The sequence below is a fragment of the Clostridia bacterium genome (genome assembly GCA_024653205.1).
GTDB lineage: Bacteria > Bacillota > DSM-521 > Neomoorellales > SLTJ01 > JANLFO01.
In genome coordinates, this window is the sequence record JANLFO010000033.1 from 1 (window position 1) to 17,929 (window position 17,929).

At 68.6% G+C, this 17,929-nt stretch carries 16 protein-coding genes, 3 pseudogenes and 1 riboswitch; of the genes and pseudogenes, 12 read left to right on the forward strand and 7 right to left on the reverse strand.

Annotated features, from left to right (window positions below; translation table 11 throughout):
- Positions 1-196 precede the first annotated feature (196 nt).
- The 10 genes from NUV99_11420 to NUV99_11465 all read left to right on the forward strand — a co-directional run bounded on the left by NUV99_11420 (position 197) and on the right by NUV99_11465 (position 10,861).
- Entirely contained in the window at positions 197-1,357 is a 1,161-nt protein-coding gene (locus tag NUV99_11420) for an iron-containing alcohol dehydrogenase (GenBank protein ID MCR4420701.1), read from the forward strand.
- Between the two features lie 192 nt (positions 1,358-1,549).
- Positions 1,550-1,939, forward strand: a complete 390-nt coding sequence (locus tag NUV99_11425) for a NifB/NifX family molybdenum-iron cluster-binding protein (protein ID MCR4420702.1) — start codon at positions 1,550-1,552, stop codon at positions 1,937-1,939.
- Between the two features lie 179 nt (positions 1,940-2,118).
- Positions 2,119-2,892 carry an Mrp/NBP35 family ATP-binding protein gene (locus tag NUV99_11430; GenBank protein MCR4420703.1) on the forward strand — a complete coding sequence of 258 codons (774 nt, stop codon included), beginning with the start codon at positions 2,119-2,121 and terminating at the stop codon, positions 2,890-2,892.
- A gap of 103 nt (positions 2,893-2,995) precedes the next feature.
- Positions 2,996-3,493 (forward strand): ATPase P, encoded by a 498-nt coding sequence (locus tag NUV99_11435; protein ID MCR4420704.1) that lies wholly within the window; start codon positions 2,996-2,998, stop codon positions 3,491-3,493.
- A gap of 84 nt (positions 3,494-3,577) precedes the next feature.
- Complete coding sequence (locus NUV99_11440; GenBank protein ID MCR4420705.1) at positions 3,578-4,306, forward strand: DUF364 domain-containing protein; 729 nt, start codon at positions 3,578-3,580, stop codon at positions 4,304-4,306.
- A gap of 81 nt (positions 4,307-4,387) precedes the next feature.
- Positions 4,388-4,566, forward strand: a riboswitch (cobalamin riboswitch).
- A 126-nt stretch (positions 4,567-4,692) separates the two neighbouring features.
- Entirely contained in the window at positions 4,693-6,396 is a 1,704-nt protein-coding gene (locus tag NUV99_11445; GenBank protein MCR4420706.1) for a carbon-nitrogen hydrolase family protein, read from the forward strand.
- A gap of 21 nt (positions 6,397-6,417) precedes the next feature.
- Positions 6,418-7,584: an ABC transporter substrate-binding protein gene (locus tag NUV99_11450; GenBank protein MCR4420707.1), complete on the forward strand. Its 1,167-nt coding sequence runs from the start codon at positions 6,418-6,420 to the stop codon at positions 7,582-7,584.
- A gap of 13 nt (positions 7,585-7,597) precedes the next feature.
- Positions 7,598-8,617, forward strand: a complete 1,020-nt coding sequence (locus tag NUV99_11455; GenBank protein MCR4420708.1) for an iron ABC transporter permease — start codon at positions 7,598-7,600, stop codon at positions 8,615-8,617.
- A complete protein-coding gene (locus NUV99_11460) occupies positions 8,614-9,867 on the forward strand; it encodes an ABC transporter ATP-binding protein (protein ID MCR4420709.1) in 1,254 nt (417 codons plus the stop codon). Before NUV99_11455 ends, NUV99_11460 begins: the two co-directional genes overlap by 4 nt.
- A gap of 94 nt (positions 9,868-9,961) precedes the next feature.
- Complete coding sequence (locus NUV99_11465; GenBank protein MCR4420710.1) at positions 9,962-10,861, forward strand: prenyltransferase; 900 nt, start codon at positions 9,962-9,964, stop codon at positions 10,859-10,861.
- Positions 10,862-10,867: 6 nt separating this feature from the next.
- Here NUV99_11465 and NUV99_11470 read toward each other — a convergent pair whose 3' ends face one another.
- Positions 10,868-11,491, reverse strand: coding sequence for an FmdE family protein (locus NUV99_11470; protein ID MCR4420711.1), 624 nt, complete (start codon positions 11,489-11,491; stop codon positions 10,868-10,870).
- Positions 11,492-11,936: 445 nt separating this feature from the next.
- On the opposite strand from NUV99_11470, the pseudogene NUV99_11475 reads away from it, so the two are divergent.
- A pseudogene (locus tag NUV99_11475) lies at positions 11,937-12,227 on the forward strand (hypothetical protein).
- Here the strand turns inward: NUV99_11475 and NUV99_11480 are convergent.
- The 4 genes and pseudogenes from NUV99_11480 to NUV99_11495 form a co-directional block, all read right to left on the reverse strand.
- Positions 12,109-12,564: pseudogene (locus NUV99_11480) on the reverse strand (ATP-binding cassette domain-containing protein). The pseudogenes NUV99_11475 and NUV99_11480 sit on opposite strands and share 119 nt — an antisense overlap.
- A complete protein-coding gene (locus NUV99_11485) occupies positions 12,565-13,482 on the reverse strand; it encodes an ABC transporter ATP-binding protein (protein MCR4420712.1) in 918 nt (305 codons plus the stop codon).
- On the reverse strand, positions 13,442-14,335 hold the full coding sequence (locus tag NUV99_11490) for an ABC transporter permease (protein ID MCR4420713.1): 894 nt from the start codon (positions 14,333-14,335) through the stop codon (positions 13,442-13,444). The genes NUV99_11485 and NUV99_11490 overlap by 41 nt, the downstream gene beginning before the upstream one ends.
- Before the next feature lie 2 nt (positions 14,336-14,337).
- Positions 14,338-14,901: an ABC transporter permease gene (locus NUV99_11495; protein MCR4420714.1), complete on the reverse strand. Its 564-nt coding sequence runs from the start codon at positions 14,899-14,901 to the stop codon at positions 14,338-14,340.
- Here NUV99_11495 and NUV99_11500 point away from each other — a divergent pair.
- Positions 14,874-14,975: pseudogene (locus NUV99_11500) on the forward strand (DUF2894 domain-containing protein). The gene NUV99_11495 and the pseudogene NUV99_11500 overlap by 28 nt on opposite strands.
- Positions 14,976-15,476: 501 nt before the next feature.
- On the opposite strand, the gene NUV99_11505 reads toward NUV99_11500, so the two are convergent.
- Together NUV99_11505 and tsaA are read right to left on the reverse strand one after the other, a co-directional pair.
- The gene (locus tag NUV99_11505; protein MCR4420715.1) at positions 15,477-17,096 is read right to left on the reverse strand and encodes an ABC transporter substrate-binding protein; all 1,620 of its coding nucleotides are present in this window, start codon (positions 17,094-17,096) and stop codon (positions 15,477-15,479) included.
- Positions 17,093-17,533, reverse strand: coding sequence for a tRNA (N6-threonylcarbamoyladenosine(37)-N6)-methyltransferase TrmO (gene tsaA / locus NUV99_11510; protein ID MCR4420716.1), 441 nt, complete (start codon positions 17,531-17,533; stop codon positions 17,093-17,095). Before tsaA ends, NUV99_11505 begins: the two co-directional genes overlap by 4 nt.
- Between the last annotated feature and the right edge of the window lie 396 nt (positions 17,534-17,929).

The following is a 17,929-nucleotide window of genomic DNA, read 5'->3' on the forward strand; positions in this document are numbered from 1 at the left end:
CATGGACCGGGAGTACTACCGGGCCATGCAGTGGGATCTCGAAACCGCCAGGCCCAGCAAGCAGAGACTGATCGAGCTGGGCCTGGAGGATGTGGCCCGGGACCTTTGGCCGTAGGCGGCACCTCCCCGGCATGCCAGAAGTGCCCTTGGCCTTACAGGCAGAAAAGTAGGAATAAGGAAACGGAGGGAGAGAACAATGGCGCATCTCGTTTCTAGAACCTCACCGATCCTTTTCGGCGTGGGAGCGAGCCGGGAGACCGGGGCCAAGGTAAAGGAACTGGGCTGCCGGCGCGTCATGCTGGTAACCGATCAGGTGCTCCGGAAGACCGGGGTGGCGGACGCGGTGGCCAGGAGCCTGGAGGCCGCAGGCATAGGCTTGGTGGTCTTCGACCAGGTCCCGTCCGACCCCCCCGACCACGTCATAGAGGAAGCGGCGTCCCTGGCCCGCAAGGAAGGGGCGGACGGCGTGGTCGGCGTGGGCGGAGGCAGCGTGATGGACACCGCCAAGACGGTCAATATATTGCTCACCAATCCGCCTCCGATCTCCAAGTACTTTGGGCCCAACGCGGTGCCGAACCCCGTTAAGCCCCTTGTATTGTTGCCCACCACCTCCGGAACCGGCAGCGAAGTCACGGCCATCGCGGTGGTGACCGACACCCAGAACCACCGCAAGATCGGGGTAATAGGGCCCGCCTGCTGCGCCAGCCTGGCGATAGTGGATCCGGAGTTGGCCAGCGGGATGCCGCCCTCGGTCACGGCGGCCACCGGAATGGACGCCTTCTCCCACGCCGCCGAGGCCCTCACCTCAGCGCTCGCCAATCCCATATCCGACGTGCTGGCCGAGAGGGCGATAATGCTTATCTCCCGCTACCTGCCGGCGGCGGTGGCGAACGGCGCCGACATGGAGGCGCGGACCAACATGAGCCTCGCGGCCACGCTGGCCGGAATCGCCTTCAACGACGCCATCACCCACCTGGGGCACGCAATTGCCCACTCCCTGGGGGCGCGCTACCATATCGCCCACGGCGTGGGTTGCGCGCTGGCGCTGCCGACGGTGATGGAGTTCGCCGCCGAGGCCGTGCCGGACAAGGTAAGGCTGGTCGGCCGGGCGATGGGACTGGAGCCTGCCGAGAGCCTCTCCCCGGGCGAGGTGGGGGCTGCGGTGGCAAACGCCATCCGGTCCCTATGCCGGGCGATAGGCATCCCCACCTTTGGGGCGATCGGCCTTAATGAGGCAGCAGTCCTGGAGGTAGTCCCGATGGTGCTCACGGATGGCCCGGCCCGTTTTGTGCCCAAACCGATCGACGCGGAGATAGTGAGCGCGGCTCTGAGGAGGGCCTATCAGAACTACGCCTAGGAGCCGGGGCTGACGACTGCGCGGACTGCTGCTCCTTAGCAAACTGCTCTGCATTTGGCCCCCGATCACCGGTCGGGGGCCTTTTATTGACATACGCCCGTAACCTGGGATATCATATTCGCGGAATCGGCGGCTGCCGGAAGGGTAAGGCGGCCGAAAGGAGAACACCTTAAGATAAGGGGTGAACCGGCCTTGGCAAAGGTGGCCATTGCCAGCGAGGGAGAGTGGGTAAGCGAGCATTTCGGGCACTGCCCGGAATACACGATTTTCGATCTGGAAGGTAATGCGATCGGCCGGAAAACGGTTGTTCCCAATCCCGGGCACCAGCCGGGTTTCCTCCCCCAGTACCTGGGCCGCTTCGGGGTGACGCACGTGATCGCCGGCGGCATGGGGCCGCGGGCCCAGCAGCTCTTCCTGGAGCAGGGCATTCGGCCCATACTGGGGGTCAGCGGGAAGGTGGAGGACGTCATTCAGGCCTTCGCCGCCGGGGTTCTGCAGCCGGGCGAGAGCACCTGCCACCAGCCCGAGGGGCACGAGTGCGGCCATCACGGCGGCGGGCGGTGCTCGGAGCACGGCCACTAGCGAAGGCCCGATCTCCCGGCGGCGCCCATAAGCTGCGCCCGCCTGCGCGGGGGCCAACCGCGAAGGCGCCGTACGGGCCCGGGTTAGATTACCGTAGCAAGGGAGGCGGAATAGGCGTGGAAGAAACCGGCAACCAGAAGGCGGAGCAGTCGCAGCCGAGCGGGCAGCGGGAGAAGACCCTGCCCAAGTTCGGGCGGGTGAAGCGGGTGCTGGCGGTGATGAGCGGCAAGGGGGGAGTGGGGAAGTCCACGGTCAGCGCCCTCCTGGCCGCAGCCCTGGCCCGGAGCGGCCGGCAGGTGGGCGTGCTGGACGCGGACATCACCGGTCCCAGCATACCCCGCATGTTCGGCCTTAACGGCGGGGTCGTGGGGGCGCCCACCGGCGGGATCATGCCCCCCGCCGACAAGCTGGGCATCAAGGTCATGTCCCTCAACTTGTTGCTGCCCCACGAGGACGATCCGGTAATCTGGCGGGGCCCCCTGATCGCCGGTACGGTCAAACAGTTCTGGGAGGAAGTGGTCTGGGGACAGCTGGACGTGCTGGTGGTAGACCTGCCGCCCGGCACCGGTGACGTGCCCCTCACGGTAATGCAGGTTTTTCCCTTGAGCGGGATCGTGGCGGTCTCCTCGCCCCAGGACCTGGCCCTGATGGTGGTGCGCAAGGCCGTCAACATGGCCCGGGTGCTGGAGGTGCCGCTGCTGGCCCTGATCGAGAACATGAGCTACGCGGTGTGCCCCCACTGCGGGCAGGAGCTCCACCTCTTCGGGCCCAGCCGGGCGCAGGAGGTGGCGGCTGCCCTGGGCATTCCTCTCTCCGCCACCTTGCCCCTCGATCCGGAGCTTTCCCGCTACTGCGATACCGGCCGGGTGACCGAGTACCGCGCGCCAGCGGTGGAGAAGCTGGCCGCCGAGCTCATGGCCCTTCCGGCCATGAAGGAAGAAGCCACGTCCTAGATCGCGTTTGCCGGGTCATTCCCGGCATTTGTCTGCCCCGGGCTCGTGCGGAGGCGGCCCTGGGCGCGGCGTAGGAAGCGGGAGAGGAGACGGGCGAGCACAGATGAACGGGGAAGCTACCGGCGCAAAGGCGGGTATCCGGCGTGTCGTCCCGGGCTGGGGCGAGCTGGACCTGCGCTATCTGGTCTGCGACCTCAACGGTACTCTGGCCGTAGACGGCCGGGTGCGGGTTCCCGTGAGGCGCAGGCTGGAAAGGCTGGCGGCCCGGTTAGAAGTCTACGTTCTCACCGCCAACACCTTCGGTACTGCCGCGGCCTTGGGCGACCTCCCCGTGCGGCTGCGGGTGCTTCACGGCAGCGACACCGCTCAGGATAAACTCGTGGCGGTGAAGGAGCTGGGCGCCCGCCACGTGGCGGCCGTCGGCAACGGGCGTAACGACCGGCTGATGCTGGCGGAGGCGGCGCTGGGTATTGTCGTGCTCACGGCGGAGGGCGCGAGCCCTCTGGCGCTGGCCGCCGCCGACGTGGTAGTTCCCTCGATCGAGGATGCACTGGACCTCTTACTGCTCCCCGGTCGCCTGGAGGCAACGCTGCGAGGTTAGGCCCCTCCTTTGAGGCCTGCGGGCACCAGTACACCGTCCTGTCGTGGTTCGGTTCGGAGGGCTGCCGCTGCGGGGGTGATTGAAGTGGGTGTTTTGCAGGACATACTCGCCGCCGTGCAAGGAGACGCGCCGGTTCGGGAAGTGCGGATCGGCCCTTTCTGGACCGGGGTTTGGAGCCGGGGCTGCGGCCTGGCTTCCACCCAGTTCGCGCACGAGCATTCCTCCGGGCCTCCGGTGCGGGAGGCCGGCAGTCTTACCACCCTGACGGCCCGCCAGCTGTGCAGCTGCGCGGCCGGGGCGAGCCTCCTGGAGCGCTGCGTGGCCCTGGCGGCGCTTAACTCGCTCCTGGAGGTAGACCTGGGGGGCTGCCGGGAGGTAAATGCGGCGGATCTCCTGCTGGAACGGGGCTGGGGAAAGAGGGTGTGCGTGGTGGGGCATTTCCCCTTTATACCCCGCTTGCGGGAGGTGGCGGCCGAGCTCTGGGTGCTGGAGCGGCACCCCCGGGAGGGCGATCTTCCTGCCGAGGAAGCCGGGCGGGTGATACCCGAGGCCGAGTTGGTGGCCATCACCGGCACCGCCCTCCTCAACCAGACCATGGACGACCTCCTCGGACTCTGCTCCCCCCGGGCGTTCGTGATGGTGGTAGGGCCTACCACGCCTCTCTCCCCGGTGTGGTTCGACTACGGAGTGCAGGTAGTTTCGGGGACGGTGGTTACCGACCCGCCGGTAGTGCTGCGGCTGATCTCCGAGGGAGTTGTGTTCAACCAGATCCGTGGCCGAGGGGTCAAGCTGGTTACCTTGATGAAGGATTAGCAGCCGAGAAGAGATCGGCAGGCGCGGAAGGATTTGTCGCTCTAACGGCGAATAAGAGCAACGGCGCGTGCGCCAGGAAAAGTCAATCCTTAGGGTCCAGGCCCACCCGGGCAGAAGCCGGGGAAGCCGGTGAGAATCCGGCGCGGTCCCGCCACTGTGAGGGGGAGGGGCTTTACATCAGGCCACTGGGGAAACCCGGGAAGGCGTAGAGCACCCGAAGAACCCGAGCCAGGAGACCTGCCTGCCCGCGGAAGCGTTGGCTCCCACGCGGATGGGAGGGGCGTTCTTTCTTCCCCGACCGTGTGGTCGGGTTTGTTTTTTGGCAGCCTTCCGTTCAGGTGCCCCGGAGGGGGCACAGGCTCCGGGGCCGGGAAGGGTGGTGGGCGGTGGCCTTCGAGGCCGGCCTGCGGGCGGCGCTTCTCCACGCCGTGCTGGTCCGCGGGGACAAGGAACGCAACCTGGAGAACCTGCTGAGCCTGGCCGAGGCGGCGGCCCGGCGGGGCGCCCGCCTGATCGTTACCCCGGAGCTGGCGCTGTCCGGCTACAGCCTCTTCGCCCGGGCGGAAATGGAGCCCCTGGCGGAAACCGTTCCCGGCCCGGCCACCGAGCGCTTCTGCGAACTGGCCCGGGGCTACGGGGCCTACGTGGTGCTGGGCCTGGCGGAATGCGACGCCGCCTCGGGCCTGCTCTACAACTCGGCGGTCGTGATCGGCCCGGAGGGACGCATCCTGGGCAAGGCGCGCAAGCTGGCGCCGGCCTACCGGGAGAACCTGTGGTCGGTTCGGGGCAACCTGCCCGTGCTGGTGACGGATACTGCCTACGGCCGTATAGGGGTGCTGATCTGTGCCGATACCTTCTGGTACCAGCCGGCCCGGCTGGCGGCCCTCAGAGGGGCGCGCCTGCTGGTGGTGCCGGCCAACTGGCCCTCGCACTCCCACCCGCCGGAGCCTTTCTGGCGGGCGCGGGCCCTGGAGAACGGCTGCTACCTCCTGGCCTGCAACCGCAGCGGGGTGGACGGCGGCCTGGACTGCCGGTGGGCCCGTTCGTACCTCATCGGTCCGGACGGATCGGCGCTGGACGAGTTTGCGGCCCCGGAAGGCGGAATTCTTTACGTCACCGTACCCCTGGCCGCGGGCAAGATAAAATCGGCCCCGGCCGAAGAGCGCCTGGCCCGGCGCCGGCCCCGGTTCTACCGGGACGCCGCCCTTGACCCTTACTACGGCCTCGACCCCGGAGCCCTGCTGGGGCTCCCCGAGGCCCGGCCCCTGGCGGTGGCGGCGGTCCAGTTCCGGCCCCACCCGGGCGATTCCTCGGCCGCCCGACTGGAGATGGCCCGAAGTGTGGACCGGGCGGCTCAGGAGGCGTCAAGGAAGGGCCTTGAGCTCGACCTGGTGGTCTTCCCGGAACTGGCCCCTACCGGTCCTCCGGCCTCCCGCGATGAGGCCGCGATTCTGGCCGAGCCGGTTCCCGGGCCCGGCACCGAACTCCTGGGTGCCAGGGCGAGAGAGCACAACCTGTGGGTGGTGTGGGGCGTGGCCGAGCGCTCTCCGGAAGGGCTCTTCAGCACCGTGGTGGCCCAGGGCCCTGCCGGCGAGCGGGTGACGTACCGGAAGCTCCACCTTTCTGTGGCAGATCTCTCCTGGGCGAGCCCGGGAGGGGAAGAGTTCCCGGTGCTGGACCTGCCCGGAGCGCGGCTGGGCCTGCTGGCCGGCACCGACCTGTGGTTTCCGGAGAGCACCGAGAGCCTGGCCAAGCGGGGGGTGGACTTGGTGGCGGTTCCCGCCTTCTGGACGGAGGAAGAAACCCGGTTCCTGTGGGAGGCCCGGGCGGTGGAGCACCAGGTGCACCTGGTGGTGGCCAACCAGTGGGGCGGTGAGGCCGGATCCGGGCCGGCGGGCAGAAGCCTGATCCTGGCCTACCACCTGTATCCGGAGCGGCGGCAGAAGTACGAGGCGCCGGCCGCGGGGAGGGCGCTGGAACTGGCGGTGCTCGATCCGCAGGCGACGAGGGCCAAACGCTTCCTGCCGGGCGTGGACTACGCGGAGCTCCTGTCTCTGCGCGAGGCCGGCCCGGGTCCGGTTGAGGCTTAGATAGAGGGAGGATGTGCCCCCATGCGGACGGCAAAGACGAAGGGCGCGTCGCCGGCCGGCAGGTTCCGGAGCGGTTGGCAGCGCCTGTTGATAATGTTCCTCGGTGCCCTGCTGCTCCTGTCGGCGGGGTGCGCCGGCAAGGAGAAACCCTCCGGCGCGGCGGCGGTACCGCTGGAGTACGCCACCGGGTTCAGGATAGAGCAGCTGGAGGGAGGGAGCTACCTGGTAACGGACGGCGAGGGGCGCCGGCTCCTGCTTCTTCCCCGGGGCCGGCAGGCGCCGGCACAGTACGCCGGCCTTACCCGGGTAGAAACCCCGGTGCGCCGGGTGGTGGTCAATTCCACCCACGAGGCGGCCCTGCTGCGGGCTCTGGGCGAGCTGGGGAGCATAGTAGGGGTAACCGAGAAAGAGGAGCGGTGGCACATCGCCGAGATCAAGGAGGGCATGAAGCAGGGCCGCATCCGGCTGGTGGGCAGCGGCATGGCTCCCCTGGACTACGAGGCGGTGATGGCCCTCAAGCCCGACCTGGTATTCACCTACACCGGCTTCCCCGATACCGTGCAGGTAGTAAGGAAGCTGGAGGAGTTGAACCTCCCGGTGGCGGTGGAGAACAGCCACCTGGAAACCGACCCCCTGGGCCAGCTGGAGTGGCTGAAGTTCATGGCCGTGTTCTACGGCAAGCTGGACGCTGCCGACCGCTACTTCCGGGAGGCGGTGAAGCAGGCGCAGGACGTGAAGGCCACGGTAGAGCGGGCCGGCAGCAGGCCCAGGGTGCTCTGGGGCATCATCTTCGAGGGCAAGTGTTACATCCCCGCCGGGGAATCCTACGCGGCCAACATGATTTCCCTGGCCGGGGGCGAGTACCTGTTCCGGGACGTGAAGGGCACGGGAACCACCACCGTCTCCCTGGAGGAGTTCTACGCCCGGGGCCGGCAGGCCGACGTTTTCGTGCTATCCTCTCTCCCGGAAGGCAGGGTATCAATTGCCGGACTGGTGAAGCAGGAGCCCCGGCTGGCGGACCTCCCGGCGGTGCGGGAGGGCAGGGTATGGTGCTTCCAGCCCTGGTACTACCAGTCCTTCGACCGGATCGTGGAGATAATCACCGATCTGGCGGTCATGTTTCATCCGGAGCTTTTCCCGGGAGCAGAGCCCAGGCACTACCTGCGGCTCCCGGCCGGGGACCGGTAACGGGGTGGGCGCGGTGGCAGGTCCGGCCCGGGCGCAGGCGACGCGGCACTGGTTTATCCTGGCTTTTGCCGGCCTGCTGGTGTTCTGCCTGGTCCTGAATCTGGGCCTGGGCTCGGTAAAGATGTCCTGGTCCGAGCTGCTGGCGGCCCTGGCCTCCCGGGGAGAGGTCGGGGGAGAAGTGCTGTGGGAGATCCGCCTGCCCCGGGCCCTGTCCGCGGTCTTCGGGGGCGGTGCCCTGGCCGCCAGCGGCCTGCTGTTGCAGGTTCTCTTTCACAACCCCATCGTGGACCCGTTCGTACTGGGGATCTCCTCCGGGGCCAGCCTGGCGGTGGCGGTGGTGCTGCTGGCCGGGCTTTTCTGGGGTGGAAGCGTTGTTCCGCCGCTTCTGCTGCACTCGGCCGCCTTCCTGGGGGCTACGGCGGTTCTGGGCGTGGTCGTGGCCCTGGCCGGGAAGGTGCGGAGCACGGTCACGCTGCTTCTGATCGGCCTCATGCTCGCCTATCTGGGCAACGCCGGCAGCGACCTGCTGCTGGCCGTGGCCGAAAAGGAGAGGGTTCACGCCTTCGTGTTGTGGACCCTGGGGAGCTTCTCCGGCGCCCGGTGGGAAGAGGTTGGGGTGCTGGTGCCCGCCACAACGGTCCTGCTGGGGTTGTCGTACCTGCTGTGCAAGCCGCTCAACGCCCTGCTGCTGGGCGAGGACTACGCGCAGAGCATGGGGGTAAACCTCAAGGCGCTGCGGGTGCTGCTGGTGTTCCTTTCCAGCGGTCTGGCCGCCCTGGTTACCTCCTTTGCCGGCCCGGTGGCCTTTGTCGGCCTGGTGGCCCCGCACCTCGCCCGCCTGCTCCTGGCCACCTCGGACAGCCGCTACCTTCTTCCCGGCGCGGTGCTGGCGGGAGGGGCCATCACCGGCGCCTGCGACCTGGTGGCCCGGGTGGCGCTGGCGCCGGTAGAGCTCCCCTTAAGTGCGGTCACCGCCCTTTTCGGCGCGCCGGTGGTCATCAGCCTGCTCTTGCGGAGGGGGACGGTAATATGAGTGCGGTACTGAGGGCGCACGAACTCGCCACCGGCTACGGCGGCCGGGCGGTGGTAAGGGAGGTGGAGATGGCGGCCCGGGCAGGGCAGCTGGTGGGCGTGCTGGGGCCCAACGGCGCGGGCAAGTCCACGCTCCTGCGCTGCCTGGCCGGGCTCCTGGCCCCGCTCAAGGGTACGGTGTACATCGGGCAGCAGGCGCTTTCCGAGCTTGACGCCCGGTCCCTGGCCCGGAGCCTGGCGGTGGTGCTCACCGAGCGGCCCTCGGTTGACCTCCTGACCGGGTTTGAGGTGGTGGGTATGGGCCGCTACCCCTACACCGGCCTCCTGGGTGGTCTGGCCCGGAAGGACGTCGAGAAGGTGGGCGCCGCGCTGCGCCTGGTGGGAGCCGAGGAACTGGCCCAGAGGTACTTCGCCGAGATGAGCGACGGAGAGAAACAGAAGGTGCTTCTGGCCCGCGCCCTGGCCCAGGAGCCGGAGGTAATCCTTCTGGATGAGCCCACCTCCCACCTGGACGTAAAGCACCGGCTGGAGGTCATGGGCATCCTGCGCGGCCTCTGCCAGAGCCGGGGTATCTGCGTGATCGTCTCCCTGCACGAGGTTGACCTGGCCTACAAGTACGCCGACGCGGTGTTCCTGATGAAGGAGGGCAGGATCGTGGGGTGGGGCCCGCCGGAAGAGGCGCTCACCGAGGAGACCGTGGCCGCGCTCTACGGCATGGAATCCGCCACCTTCGACCGCTGGCTGGCCACGGTAGAGGTGAGAAACCGTCCCCGGGGCGAGGTCTTCGTGATCGCCGGGGCCGGCAGCGGCACCCCCGTATACCGCCGCCTGCACAAGCACCACCTTGGCATCGCCACCGGCGTGATCCACGAGCACGACATCGACTACCACGTGGGCCGGGCCCTGGGCGCAGCGGTGTTCTCCGAACGCGCCTTTGAAGAGATCGGCGCGGAGAGCCTGGAGGCTGCCCTTTCCCGGGCGCGGCAGGCCGGGGCGGTGGTGGAGGCCGCCTTTCCCGTGGGGGGCGCCAACCGGCGCAACCTGGAGCTGGCGGCCAGGCTGGCAGGGGAGGGGAAGAAGGTATTCTGCCTGCGTCCCCGGGAGGAGGCAGAACGCCTTTACGGTACCGGGGTGGCGTCGCGCCTGGTTTTCTGCCCTCCCGGAGAGGTTCTCGCCGCGGTGTGGCAGGAACTGGATTTTGGTGGAAACGGCTTTTCCGGCGCTGCGGGGAGGGATCAGGCCGGGGAGTAGCGAATAGAGATCAACGGGCCTGGGGTGGGAGACGGCGGTTTCACCGGCGGACACAGAACCGGCCAGGCAGCCAACCTGAAGGAGGAGAAGCGGAATGGCGCGCGGAACCACTTACGTTCAATTGACCCGCCCCCAGTTTCTGCTGCTCACGCCCGCCTGCGTAATAGTAGGGGTGGCTACCGCCCTGGAACGGGTGGGACCGGCGGGCCTGAACCCCTGGCACCTGCTGCTGGTTCTGGTGGGCGCAGTGGCCGCCCACGCGGCGGTCAACGTGCTCAACGACTACTATGATTATCTGAGCGGCCTGGATTATCGCACCCGGCGCACCCCGTTTAGCGGCGGCACCGGCCTCCTGCCGGAGGGCAGGATTGCTCCCCGGCCGGCGCTCCTCTTCGGGCTGATTACCCTGGCCGTAACCGTTGCTGTAGGGGTCTTCTTCCTGATAGAGCGGGGAGCGGGACTCCTGGGGGTGGGCGTTCCGGGAGTGCTCCTGGTGGTCTTCTACACCCAGCTCATAACCCGCAATCCCTGGCTGTGCCTGCTGGCGCCCGGGTTGGGATTCGGGCCCTGCATGGTTCTGGGAACCCACTTCGCCCTTGCCGGCAGCTACGACTGGAGGGCCGTGGCCGCCTCGGTGGTGCCCGGCCTCCTGGTGAGCAACCTGCTGCTCATAAATCAGTTTCCCGACGTTGAAGCCGACCGCACGGTGGGCCGGTATCATTTTCCCATCCGGCTGGGCCGCCGGCGGTGCGCCTGCCTGTACACCGGCCTGGCGCTGGGGACCTACGTCTGGATCGCCCTGGGCGTTTCCTGCCATCTCTTTCCCCCGGGCGCCCTCCTGGGCCTGGTTCCCCTGCCGCTGGCCTGGGCGGTTTCGCGCGGGGTGAGGCGCCACGCCGACGACCTGCCCCACCTGATTCCCCTTCTGAGCCAGAACGTGGTCTACACCCTGGTTACTCCGGTACTGCTAGCCGCCGGCTTCCTGGCGGCATGAGCGCGGTTACCAGCCCCGGGAGTACTCGCCGGCGCAGGGGATGCAGGCGAACCTGCCTTGGCGCACCCGGGCCCGGTGCTCGGAGACCGTCTCGCCGCAGAAGGCGCAGGTGACGGAGCCGAAGATGCGCGCCCGCTCGGGCGGTTGGGCGTTCACCCAGCGCCGCTCCAGGATTTCCTCCTCCGGCGCTTCCAGGATCCGGCGCATGGTTTCCTCTTGGGCCCGGGAGAATTCTTCCTGCTCTTCGGGCGTGGCGGTGCCGGAGAACACCCGGCTGCGCAACTCGGCGTGGCGGGGGTCGCGGCGCCAGGTCTGGCCGCGCACGGCGATGCGCAGGGCCCGGCCGCTGCCCCGGAGGTAGAAGGTGTAGACCTGCTTGCCGTGGTCCCGGAAGATGAGGTTGCCCTTGCCCAGGGTGCAGCCGGTGAGGAACTGGACGGCGTCCACCCCGCAGGCGTCGTTCTCCACCACCGCCACCAGCTCTTCGTCCGGGGCCCGGGACTGGCCCAGTTCCCGCAGGGCGGCCCTGGCCACCCGGTAGCCTATGGCCAGGCCCGGGCAGGAGTGGCCGTGAAAGGCCACCGTGGCCTCCCAGTCGGCGTCGGTTCCGCCGGTTACCTTTTCGATCACCTGTATCTCCTCCCTTCGCTCACTGGGCCCGTATTTCTCGGGCGATACCGACAGCACGGGGCAATCCGTGCCGGCAGCTTCGGTCGGAACTGGGCGGATGCGGGTCTTCCCGTTCGTACTGTCACCTTCGCCGGCCGAACCAGGGCTCGGGCCTCGCGCTCCGGCGGACTCCCGGCGGAGGCGCCGTCCGTGGCGCCCCGCCGCTTCGGCCGTCCATGGCCTACGGCCCGCCTCCGCGTTCGCCCTCGCCGGGTTCGGCTCCCGGCGAGGTGCCAATGTACTCAGGGAAGACCCGGATCCGCCCCGAAGGCCGTTGAAAAATTTGCGTTTCAGCCTGCGGCGGCCAGGAGTTGCCGCGTGGCCTCGGTAGCGGGCGCGGTCAACAGTCTTTCCGGCGGGCCCTCCTCCACGATGCGGCCCCCGGCCATCACCGCCAGCCGGTCGGCCAGGTAGGCGGCCGCGGCCGGGTCGTGCGCCGTGAGCAGCACCGCCGTGCCCCGGTCCGCCACCCGGCGCAGCAGGTTCAGGATGTCCACCCCCACCGAGGCGTCCAGCATGGAGGTGGGCTCGTCGGCCAGCAGGAGCTGCGGGCGGGTCACCAGGGCCCGGGCCAGGGCCACCCGCTGCCTCTGCCCGCCGGAAAGCTCGTGCGGGTGCCGGCCCAGGTATTCCTCCACCGGCGCCAGGCCCACCGCCTCTAGGGCCGCCGCGGCCTCTTCCCGGGCGCGGCCCGCGGGTATCCGGCGAAGGATCAGCGGCTCGGCCACCAGGTCTCTCACGTGGAAGTGGGGGGAAAGGGCGGCGTAGGGGTCCTGGAAAACCAGGCTCATTTCCTCACGTCCGCTCCGGGTCTCCCGCAGGGGAAGGGGCCGGCCGTCAAAGAAGGCGCGGCCGGAGTCCGCCGCCAGGAGCCCCGCCACGATCATCAGGAGCGTGGTCTTTCCCGCCCCCGAGGCTCCCACCAGGGCCACCACCTCGCCCCGCCCCACGGACAGATCCGCTCCCCGCAGCACCGGCACCCGCTGCCGGCCGGAGACGAAGCTTCTGGTTATGCCCTCCAGCACCAGCAGCATCTACACGAAGCACCTCACTTGCCCCTCGCCGGCGGGCACCAGGGGCGGAGCCTGGCGCCGGCACTGCTCCCGCACCCGGGAGCAGCGGGGGGCAAAGCTGCAGCCCCGGGGCGGGGAGGAAAGGGGCCGGCCGTAGCCGGGTATGCCGGAGCGGCTCAATCGGGCGTCTCCCGGGCGCGGCCGGGCGGCGAGCAGCCCCCGCGTGTAGGGGTGCCGGGCGCGCTCCAGAGCCGCGGCCGGAAGCTCTTCCACCACCTGGCCGGCGTAGAGCACCACCACCCGGCGGGCCAGGGCCTCCACCAGGCCGAGATCGTGAGTGAAGATCAGCACCGCCGTCCGCTGGTGGGTGTTGAGGCTACGGAGCAGGTCCGCCACCCGCTTCTGGGTCAGCACGTCCAGGGCGGAGGTGGGTTCGTCCAGGATGAGGAGCCGCGGCCGGTTCAGCAGCGCCGCCGCCAGCGCCACCCGCTGTCTCTGGCCCCCGGACAACTGGTGCGGGTAGCGGGTCAGGACCGTGTCCGCCAGGTCCAGGCCTTCCAGCCAGGGCCGAACCGCGCCGGCCAGGTCCCGGCTGCCGTTGGCCGCCCACACCTCCGCCAGGCTGGCGGCCACGGTCTGCGTGGGGTGCAGGGTGTGGGCCGCGTTCTGCGGCACGAAGCCCAGTTCCCGGAAATAGAGCTTCCGCTTTTCCTCCTCGGAAAGCCGCAGCATGTCGTGCCCGGCGAAGCTCACCCCGCCCTGCACCACGTCCTGCCCGGGCAGGGGATGGCCCATGAGCGCCCAGGCCAGGCTGGTCTTTCCGCTGCCGGACTCGCCCACCACGGCCAGAATCTCGCCCGGTTCCACTGCCAGGCTGACCTGCCACAGCGGGTAGAGGTTACGCCCCCTGACCTTCAGGGTGAGCTGCTCCGCTTTCACCCCCGGCACCCCCCTTCACGCGGTAGAGGCTTTCCTCCAGGGCGTAGCCGGTGAGGGTGAAGGCCAGGATGGCCAGGCTCACCAGCGCGGCCGGCGGCAGGAACCACCAGGTCCAGGCCGGGGTCCAGAGCAGGCCCGGGTAGTCGAGCGCCGCCCGGATCATGGTGCCCAGGCTCTTGGCCGTCGGGTCGCCCAGGCCCAGGAAGCTCAGGCCCGCCTCGGCGGCGATGCCGAAGCTGGCGGCGGCAATGGTCTTCGCCGTCAGCAGGGGCATCAGCTCCGGCAGGAGGTGCCGCCGCAGCACGTAGCCGAAGCCGCCCCCGCAGAAGCGCACGTATCTCAGGTAATCGCGCTCGCGCAGGGAGAGCACGTAGGAGCGCACGGTGCGGGCAATGCCCGGCCAGGAGAGAAGCACCAGCACCAGGATCACGTTGGTCAGGGAGGAGCCGAGGAACACCGCCAAAAGGATCATGAGCGGCAGCCGGGGTACGGTCATGAGCACGTCGACCAGCCTCATAATCACCAGGCCGGCCACCCGGGGGTAGTAGCCGGCGGCAGCGCCGGCCAGGAAGCCCAGGGAGGCGGCCCCGAGGCCGGTGCAGAGGCCCACTATCAGAGAGGTGCGGCAGGCGTAGAAGAGCTGGCTCAGAACGTCCTGACCCAGGCCGTTGGTGCCCAGCCAGAAGTTGCCGCCGGGCGGGGCCAGCACCGGGCCCACCGTGGCCTCGGGCGCGTAAAGGGCCAGCCAGGGCGCGCCGGCTCCGGTCAGGACGATCAGGCCCAGCAGCGCGAGGCCCGCCCGCAGGGCGGGGGATCGTCTTCCGGTCTCGAGCCAGGCCCGGGCCTCGTGCACGGCTACACCTCCCGGATGCGCGGGTCAAGCTTGAGGTAAAGCAGGTCGGTGGCGAAGTTTATCGCCAGCACCCAGAGGGTGAAGAGGAAGAACGTGCCCTGCAGCAGGGGGTAGTCGTGGGACAGGACCGCCTCGTACACCAGCCGGCCCACCCCCGGGTAGGCGAAGAGCACCTCTACCAGCACCGCCCCTCCCAGGGCGAAGGCCGCCCGCATGGAAAACAGGGTCACCACCGGCAGCAGGGCCGGCCGCAGGATGTAGCGGTAGTTTACGTACCGTTCGGGAAGCCCCTTCACCCGGGCCAGCAGCACGTAGGGCTCGTCCTTTACCAGCCTTACCGAGTTTCGCACCACCAGGTAGGCGTCGAAGAAGCCCGAGGCGGCCAGGGCCAGCACCGGGAGCACCGCGTGCCGGGCCACGTCGGCTACCTTTTCCCAGCCGGACAGCGTGGCGAAGGTGGAGTAGGCGCCGCTGATGGGGAAGAGCCTGAGCTTCACCCCCAGCAGCAGGAGCAGGAAGCTGCCCAGCACGAAAGGCGGCACACTCTCCAGCACCGCCGCCGGCACCAGCACCCGCCCCTCCCGCACCCTGCCCAGGCCGGCGCGGGTCCCCAGCACCACGGCCGGGAAGCAGCTCAGGAAGGCGGCGGCAAAGCCGAGCAGCAGGGTCCAGGGCAGCCGCGAGCGGAGGAGATCGGCCACCGGCGCCTTGTAGCTGATGGAGAAGCCCAGGTCCCCGCGGGCCAGTCCGGCCAGGTAGTGCAGGAGTTGCTCTCCCAAAGGCCGGTCGAGACCGTAGTAAGCCTCCAGGGCTGCCCGGGTGACCTCGTCCGGCGCCACCACCACCGCTCCGGCGCCGCCGGAGAGTTGGTCCAGCGGGTTTCCGGGCAGCGCCCTGGGGAGGAAGAAGTTGATCAGCAGGGCGGCCGCCAGCACCCACAGGTAGGTGACCGCCCGCTTCGCGAGGTAGGAACTCAGGCCGGGTTCCTCCCTACCAACAGAACCGAATTGTCGGATTCCGGGTTCGCCAGCGGTACCACGTGCTCCGTGAGTGCATTGGCACCTCGCCGGATGCCGAACTCGGTGAGGGGAGAGAGGAGCACCCGGTACCGCCTGTTCTGGGATCGGCCGCGCTACTGGGCCTATTGTCTTCCTACGAACGCCAACTTGTTGTAAAACATCGGTATGCCCACCGCGATCCCTCCCTCGGCGGTGAAGAACCAGCCGGAGAATACCCGGTGGTCGCAGGCAAAATACCAGACCGGGTAGTAAAGCGGCAGGCAGGGCAGGGACTGCGCGTAGAGCTTCTGCATCTGCCGGCAGATTTCCCGGCGCCGCTCCGCCTGTGGCTCCCTCAGCAGTTGCTGGGCCAATCCCCCGTAGGCCGCCTCCGTTGGGGTGCCGGGGCTGAGCGCCCCGCCGCGAAACACCCCGAAGCCGCTTATGATCGCCGGGTCGCCGCCCAGGCCGCCGTGGCCGGTGAGGGCCAGGTCATACTGCCCGGCCTGGATCAGCCCGTCCAGGGTCTTGGTTTCCAGGGCCTTTACCTCGCACTCCAGGCCCGCTTCCCGCAGCATGAGCTTCAGCACCTCTGCCTCCCGGGTGTAGTCGGCCAGGGCCAGCAGGGTGAGGCGCAGAGGCTTTCCGGCGGCGTCCTCGGCCAGGCCGTCGCCGTTGCGGTCGAAGATCCCCGCCTCTTTCAGCAGGGCCCGGGCCTTGTCCGGGTCGGGCGGGTAGAGGGCGGCCGCCTCCGGGTCGTGCCAGGAGGAGTCCGGAGGCAGGAAGCCGGGGCTGCCGGGCTTGGCGCCGGCGGTACCGCCCGGAACCGCCCGCCGTACCATCTCTTCGCGGTCGATGGCGTAGGCCAGGGCCTGGCGCACCCGCACGTCGGCAAAGGGGGCTTTGTCCAGGTTGAACTGCAGCTTCAGGACCCAGAAGGCCGGGCCGCTGATCACCTCAAACCGCTGGTCCTGCCGGAACTGCTCGGCCAGGGTGGCGGGTATGTCCGCGGCGTGGACATCGCCCCGCTGCAGGGCCGCCACCTGGTCTCCGGCGGGCACGAACAGGAGCTTCTTCACCCGCGGCGGGCCCAGGAAGAAGTCCGGGTTGGCCTCGTAGGCGTAGGCTCCCTGGGACTGGTCGTAGGAAACCAGCCGGTACGGGCCGCTGCCCAGCACCAGCTCCGGCCGGGCTTCCTGCCGGGGGTCGGCTACCTGCGACCAGATGTGCTCCGGGATCACGGGCACGTTTCCCGCCACCTGCTGCAGGAAGGGCATGTAGGGCTGCTTCAGGGTGAACACCACCGTGCGCTCGTCCCGCGCCTCCACGCTCCGGATCATCCCCAGATTGAACCACTCCACCGGGTGCTGCTTCAGGTACTCGAAGGTAAAGACCACGTCCCGGGCGGTGAGGGGCTGGCCGTCCTGCCATTTGAGCCCGGGACGGAGAATGAAGGTCCAGGCAGTGGCCTGGGCGTCGGGCTCCCACTTTTCCGCCAGCCAGGGGATGACTCCCTTATCGTCTTTCCAGATCAGGGTATCGTAGACCAGGCTTAAGTGCACGTATCCCGGTCCCCGGGGGTAGAAGGTGAAGGGGGTGGGCAGGCCCCAGTCGCCGCCGGGCAGCCGCAGCTCGGCTACCTCTTGGGCGGCAGGCGTCTCGGTTTGGGAAGAGGAGGCGGGCTCACTTCCACAGCCCGCGGCCAGCAGGGAAAACGCCGTCAATACGGCTACCAGGGTCAGGGCTGGAACCTTGATTCTCATTCTGCTTCCCTTCCTTTCTCAAACCAGCCGATACGCGCCTCGGGCACGCTGTCCAGATCGGCGGAATAGGGCTTGAGGTCCAGAAGCGGGCTTCCGTCTACGGCGTCCACTCCCCGCACCACCAGGCGGTTGCCCTTTACCGCTAGCAGCTCCGCCACGCAGAAGGCGATGGGATTGGGCCGCGCCGGCGAGCGGCAGGCGAACACCCCCCGCTCTTCGGGACCGAAGGGGGTGCGGGTTTTGAGGACCTCCCGGGAGGCCAGGTGGCACCAGTACAACACCACCAGGTGGGAAGTCTGCTCTATGTCTTTCAAACCGTGCGCGTACTGTGGGTAGATCTCGAGTTCTGACAACCGCTCCGACAGCCGGCCCTGGTGGGGGGCTTCCCCGGGCCGGCGGTAGGGGCTGTGGATTAGGCCGATAGGCACTACTTCCAGAGGCGTCACCTCCCGGAGATAGGGTGAGTGCGGCCGTTGTCCGCCGGCAAAAGAAAAAGGCCGACGAACGCGCCTTCTCCTGAAAGGCGTTCGGGCCTCCGTGGCCTCGTTTATGCTCACGCTATAAAGGCCTTGAACCAAGACCATTGGTATGTTAACGTCCTTATTCTATCCTGAGCCTTCCCCCCTGTCAATCCCGCCCCGGGCCAGAGTTATCCCAAACAATTGTCGGGCTTAGCTCGCCCATTGGGATACACAGCCGCCCTTGCCTGCGCCCACCCTTGCTCAAAACCCCGACCCTAATTGCTTAATTTGCCAGGGTTGCGGTTTTATCATGCCAACACTTTCGAGTTAACTTGAGTTGACTGGCGGTACCGGGTGCTCGCCTGAGTACAT

Bases quoted from the DNA above. Each gene is read 5' to 3' on its own strand.
- NUV99_11420 (MCR4420701.1), top strand. From the start codon at position 197: ATGGCGCATCTCGTTTCTAGAACCTCACCGATCCTTTTCGGCGTGGGA.
- NUV99_11435 (MCR4420704.1), top strand. From the start codon at position 2,996: ATGAACGGGGAAGCTACCGGCGCAAAGGCGGGTATCCGGCGTGTCGTC.
- NUV99_11450 (MCR4420707.1), top strand. From the start codon at position 6,418: ATGCGGACGGCAAAGACGAAGGGCGCGTCGCCGGCCGGCAGGTTCCGG.
- NUV99_11460 (MCR4420709.1), top strand. From the start codon at position 8,614: ATGAGTGCGGTACTGAGGGCGCACGAACTCGCCACCGGCTACGGCGGC.
- NUV99_11465 (MCR4420710.1), top strand. From the start codon at position 9,962: ATGGCGCGCGGAACCACTTACGTTCAATTGACCCGCCCCCAGTTTCTG.
- NUV99_11505 (MCR4420715.1), bottom strand. From the start codon at position 17,096: ATGAGAATCAAGGTTCCAGCCCTGACCCTGGTAGCCGTATTGACGGCG.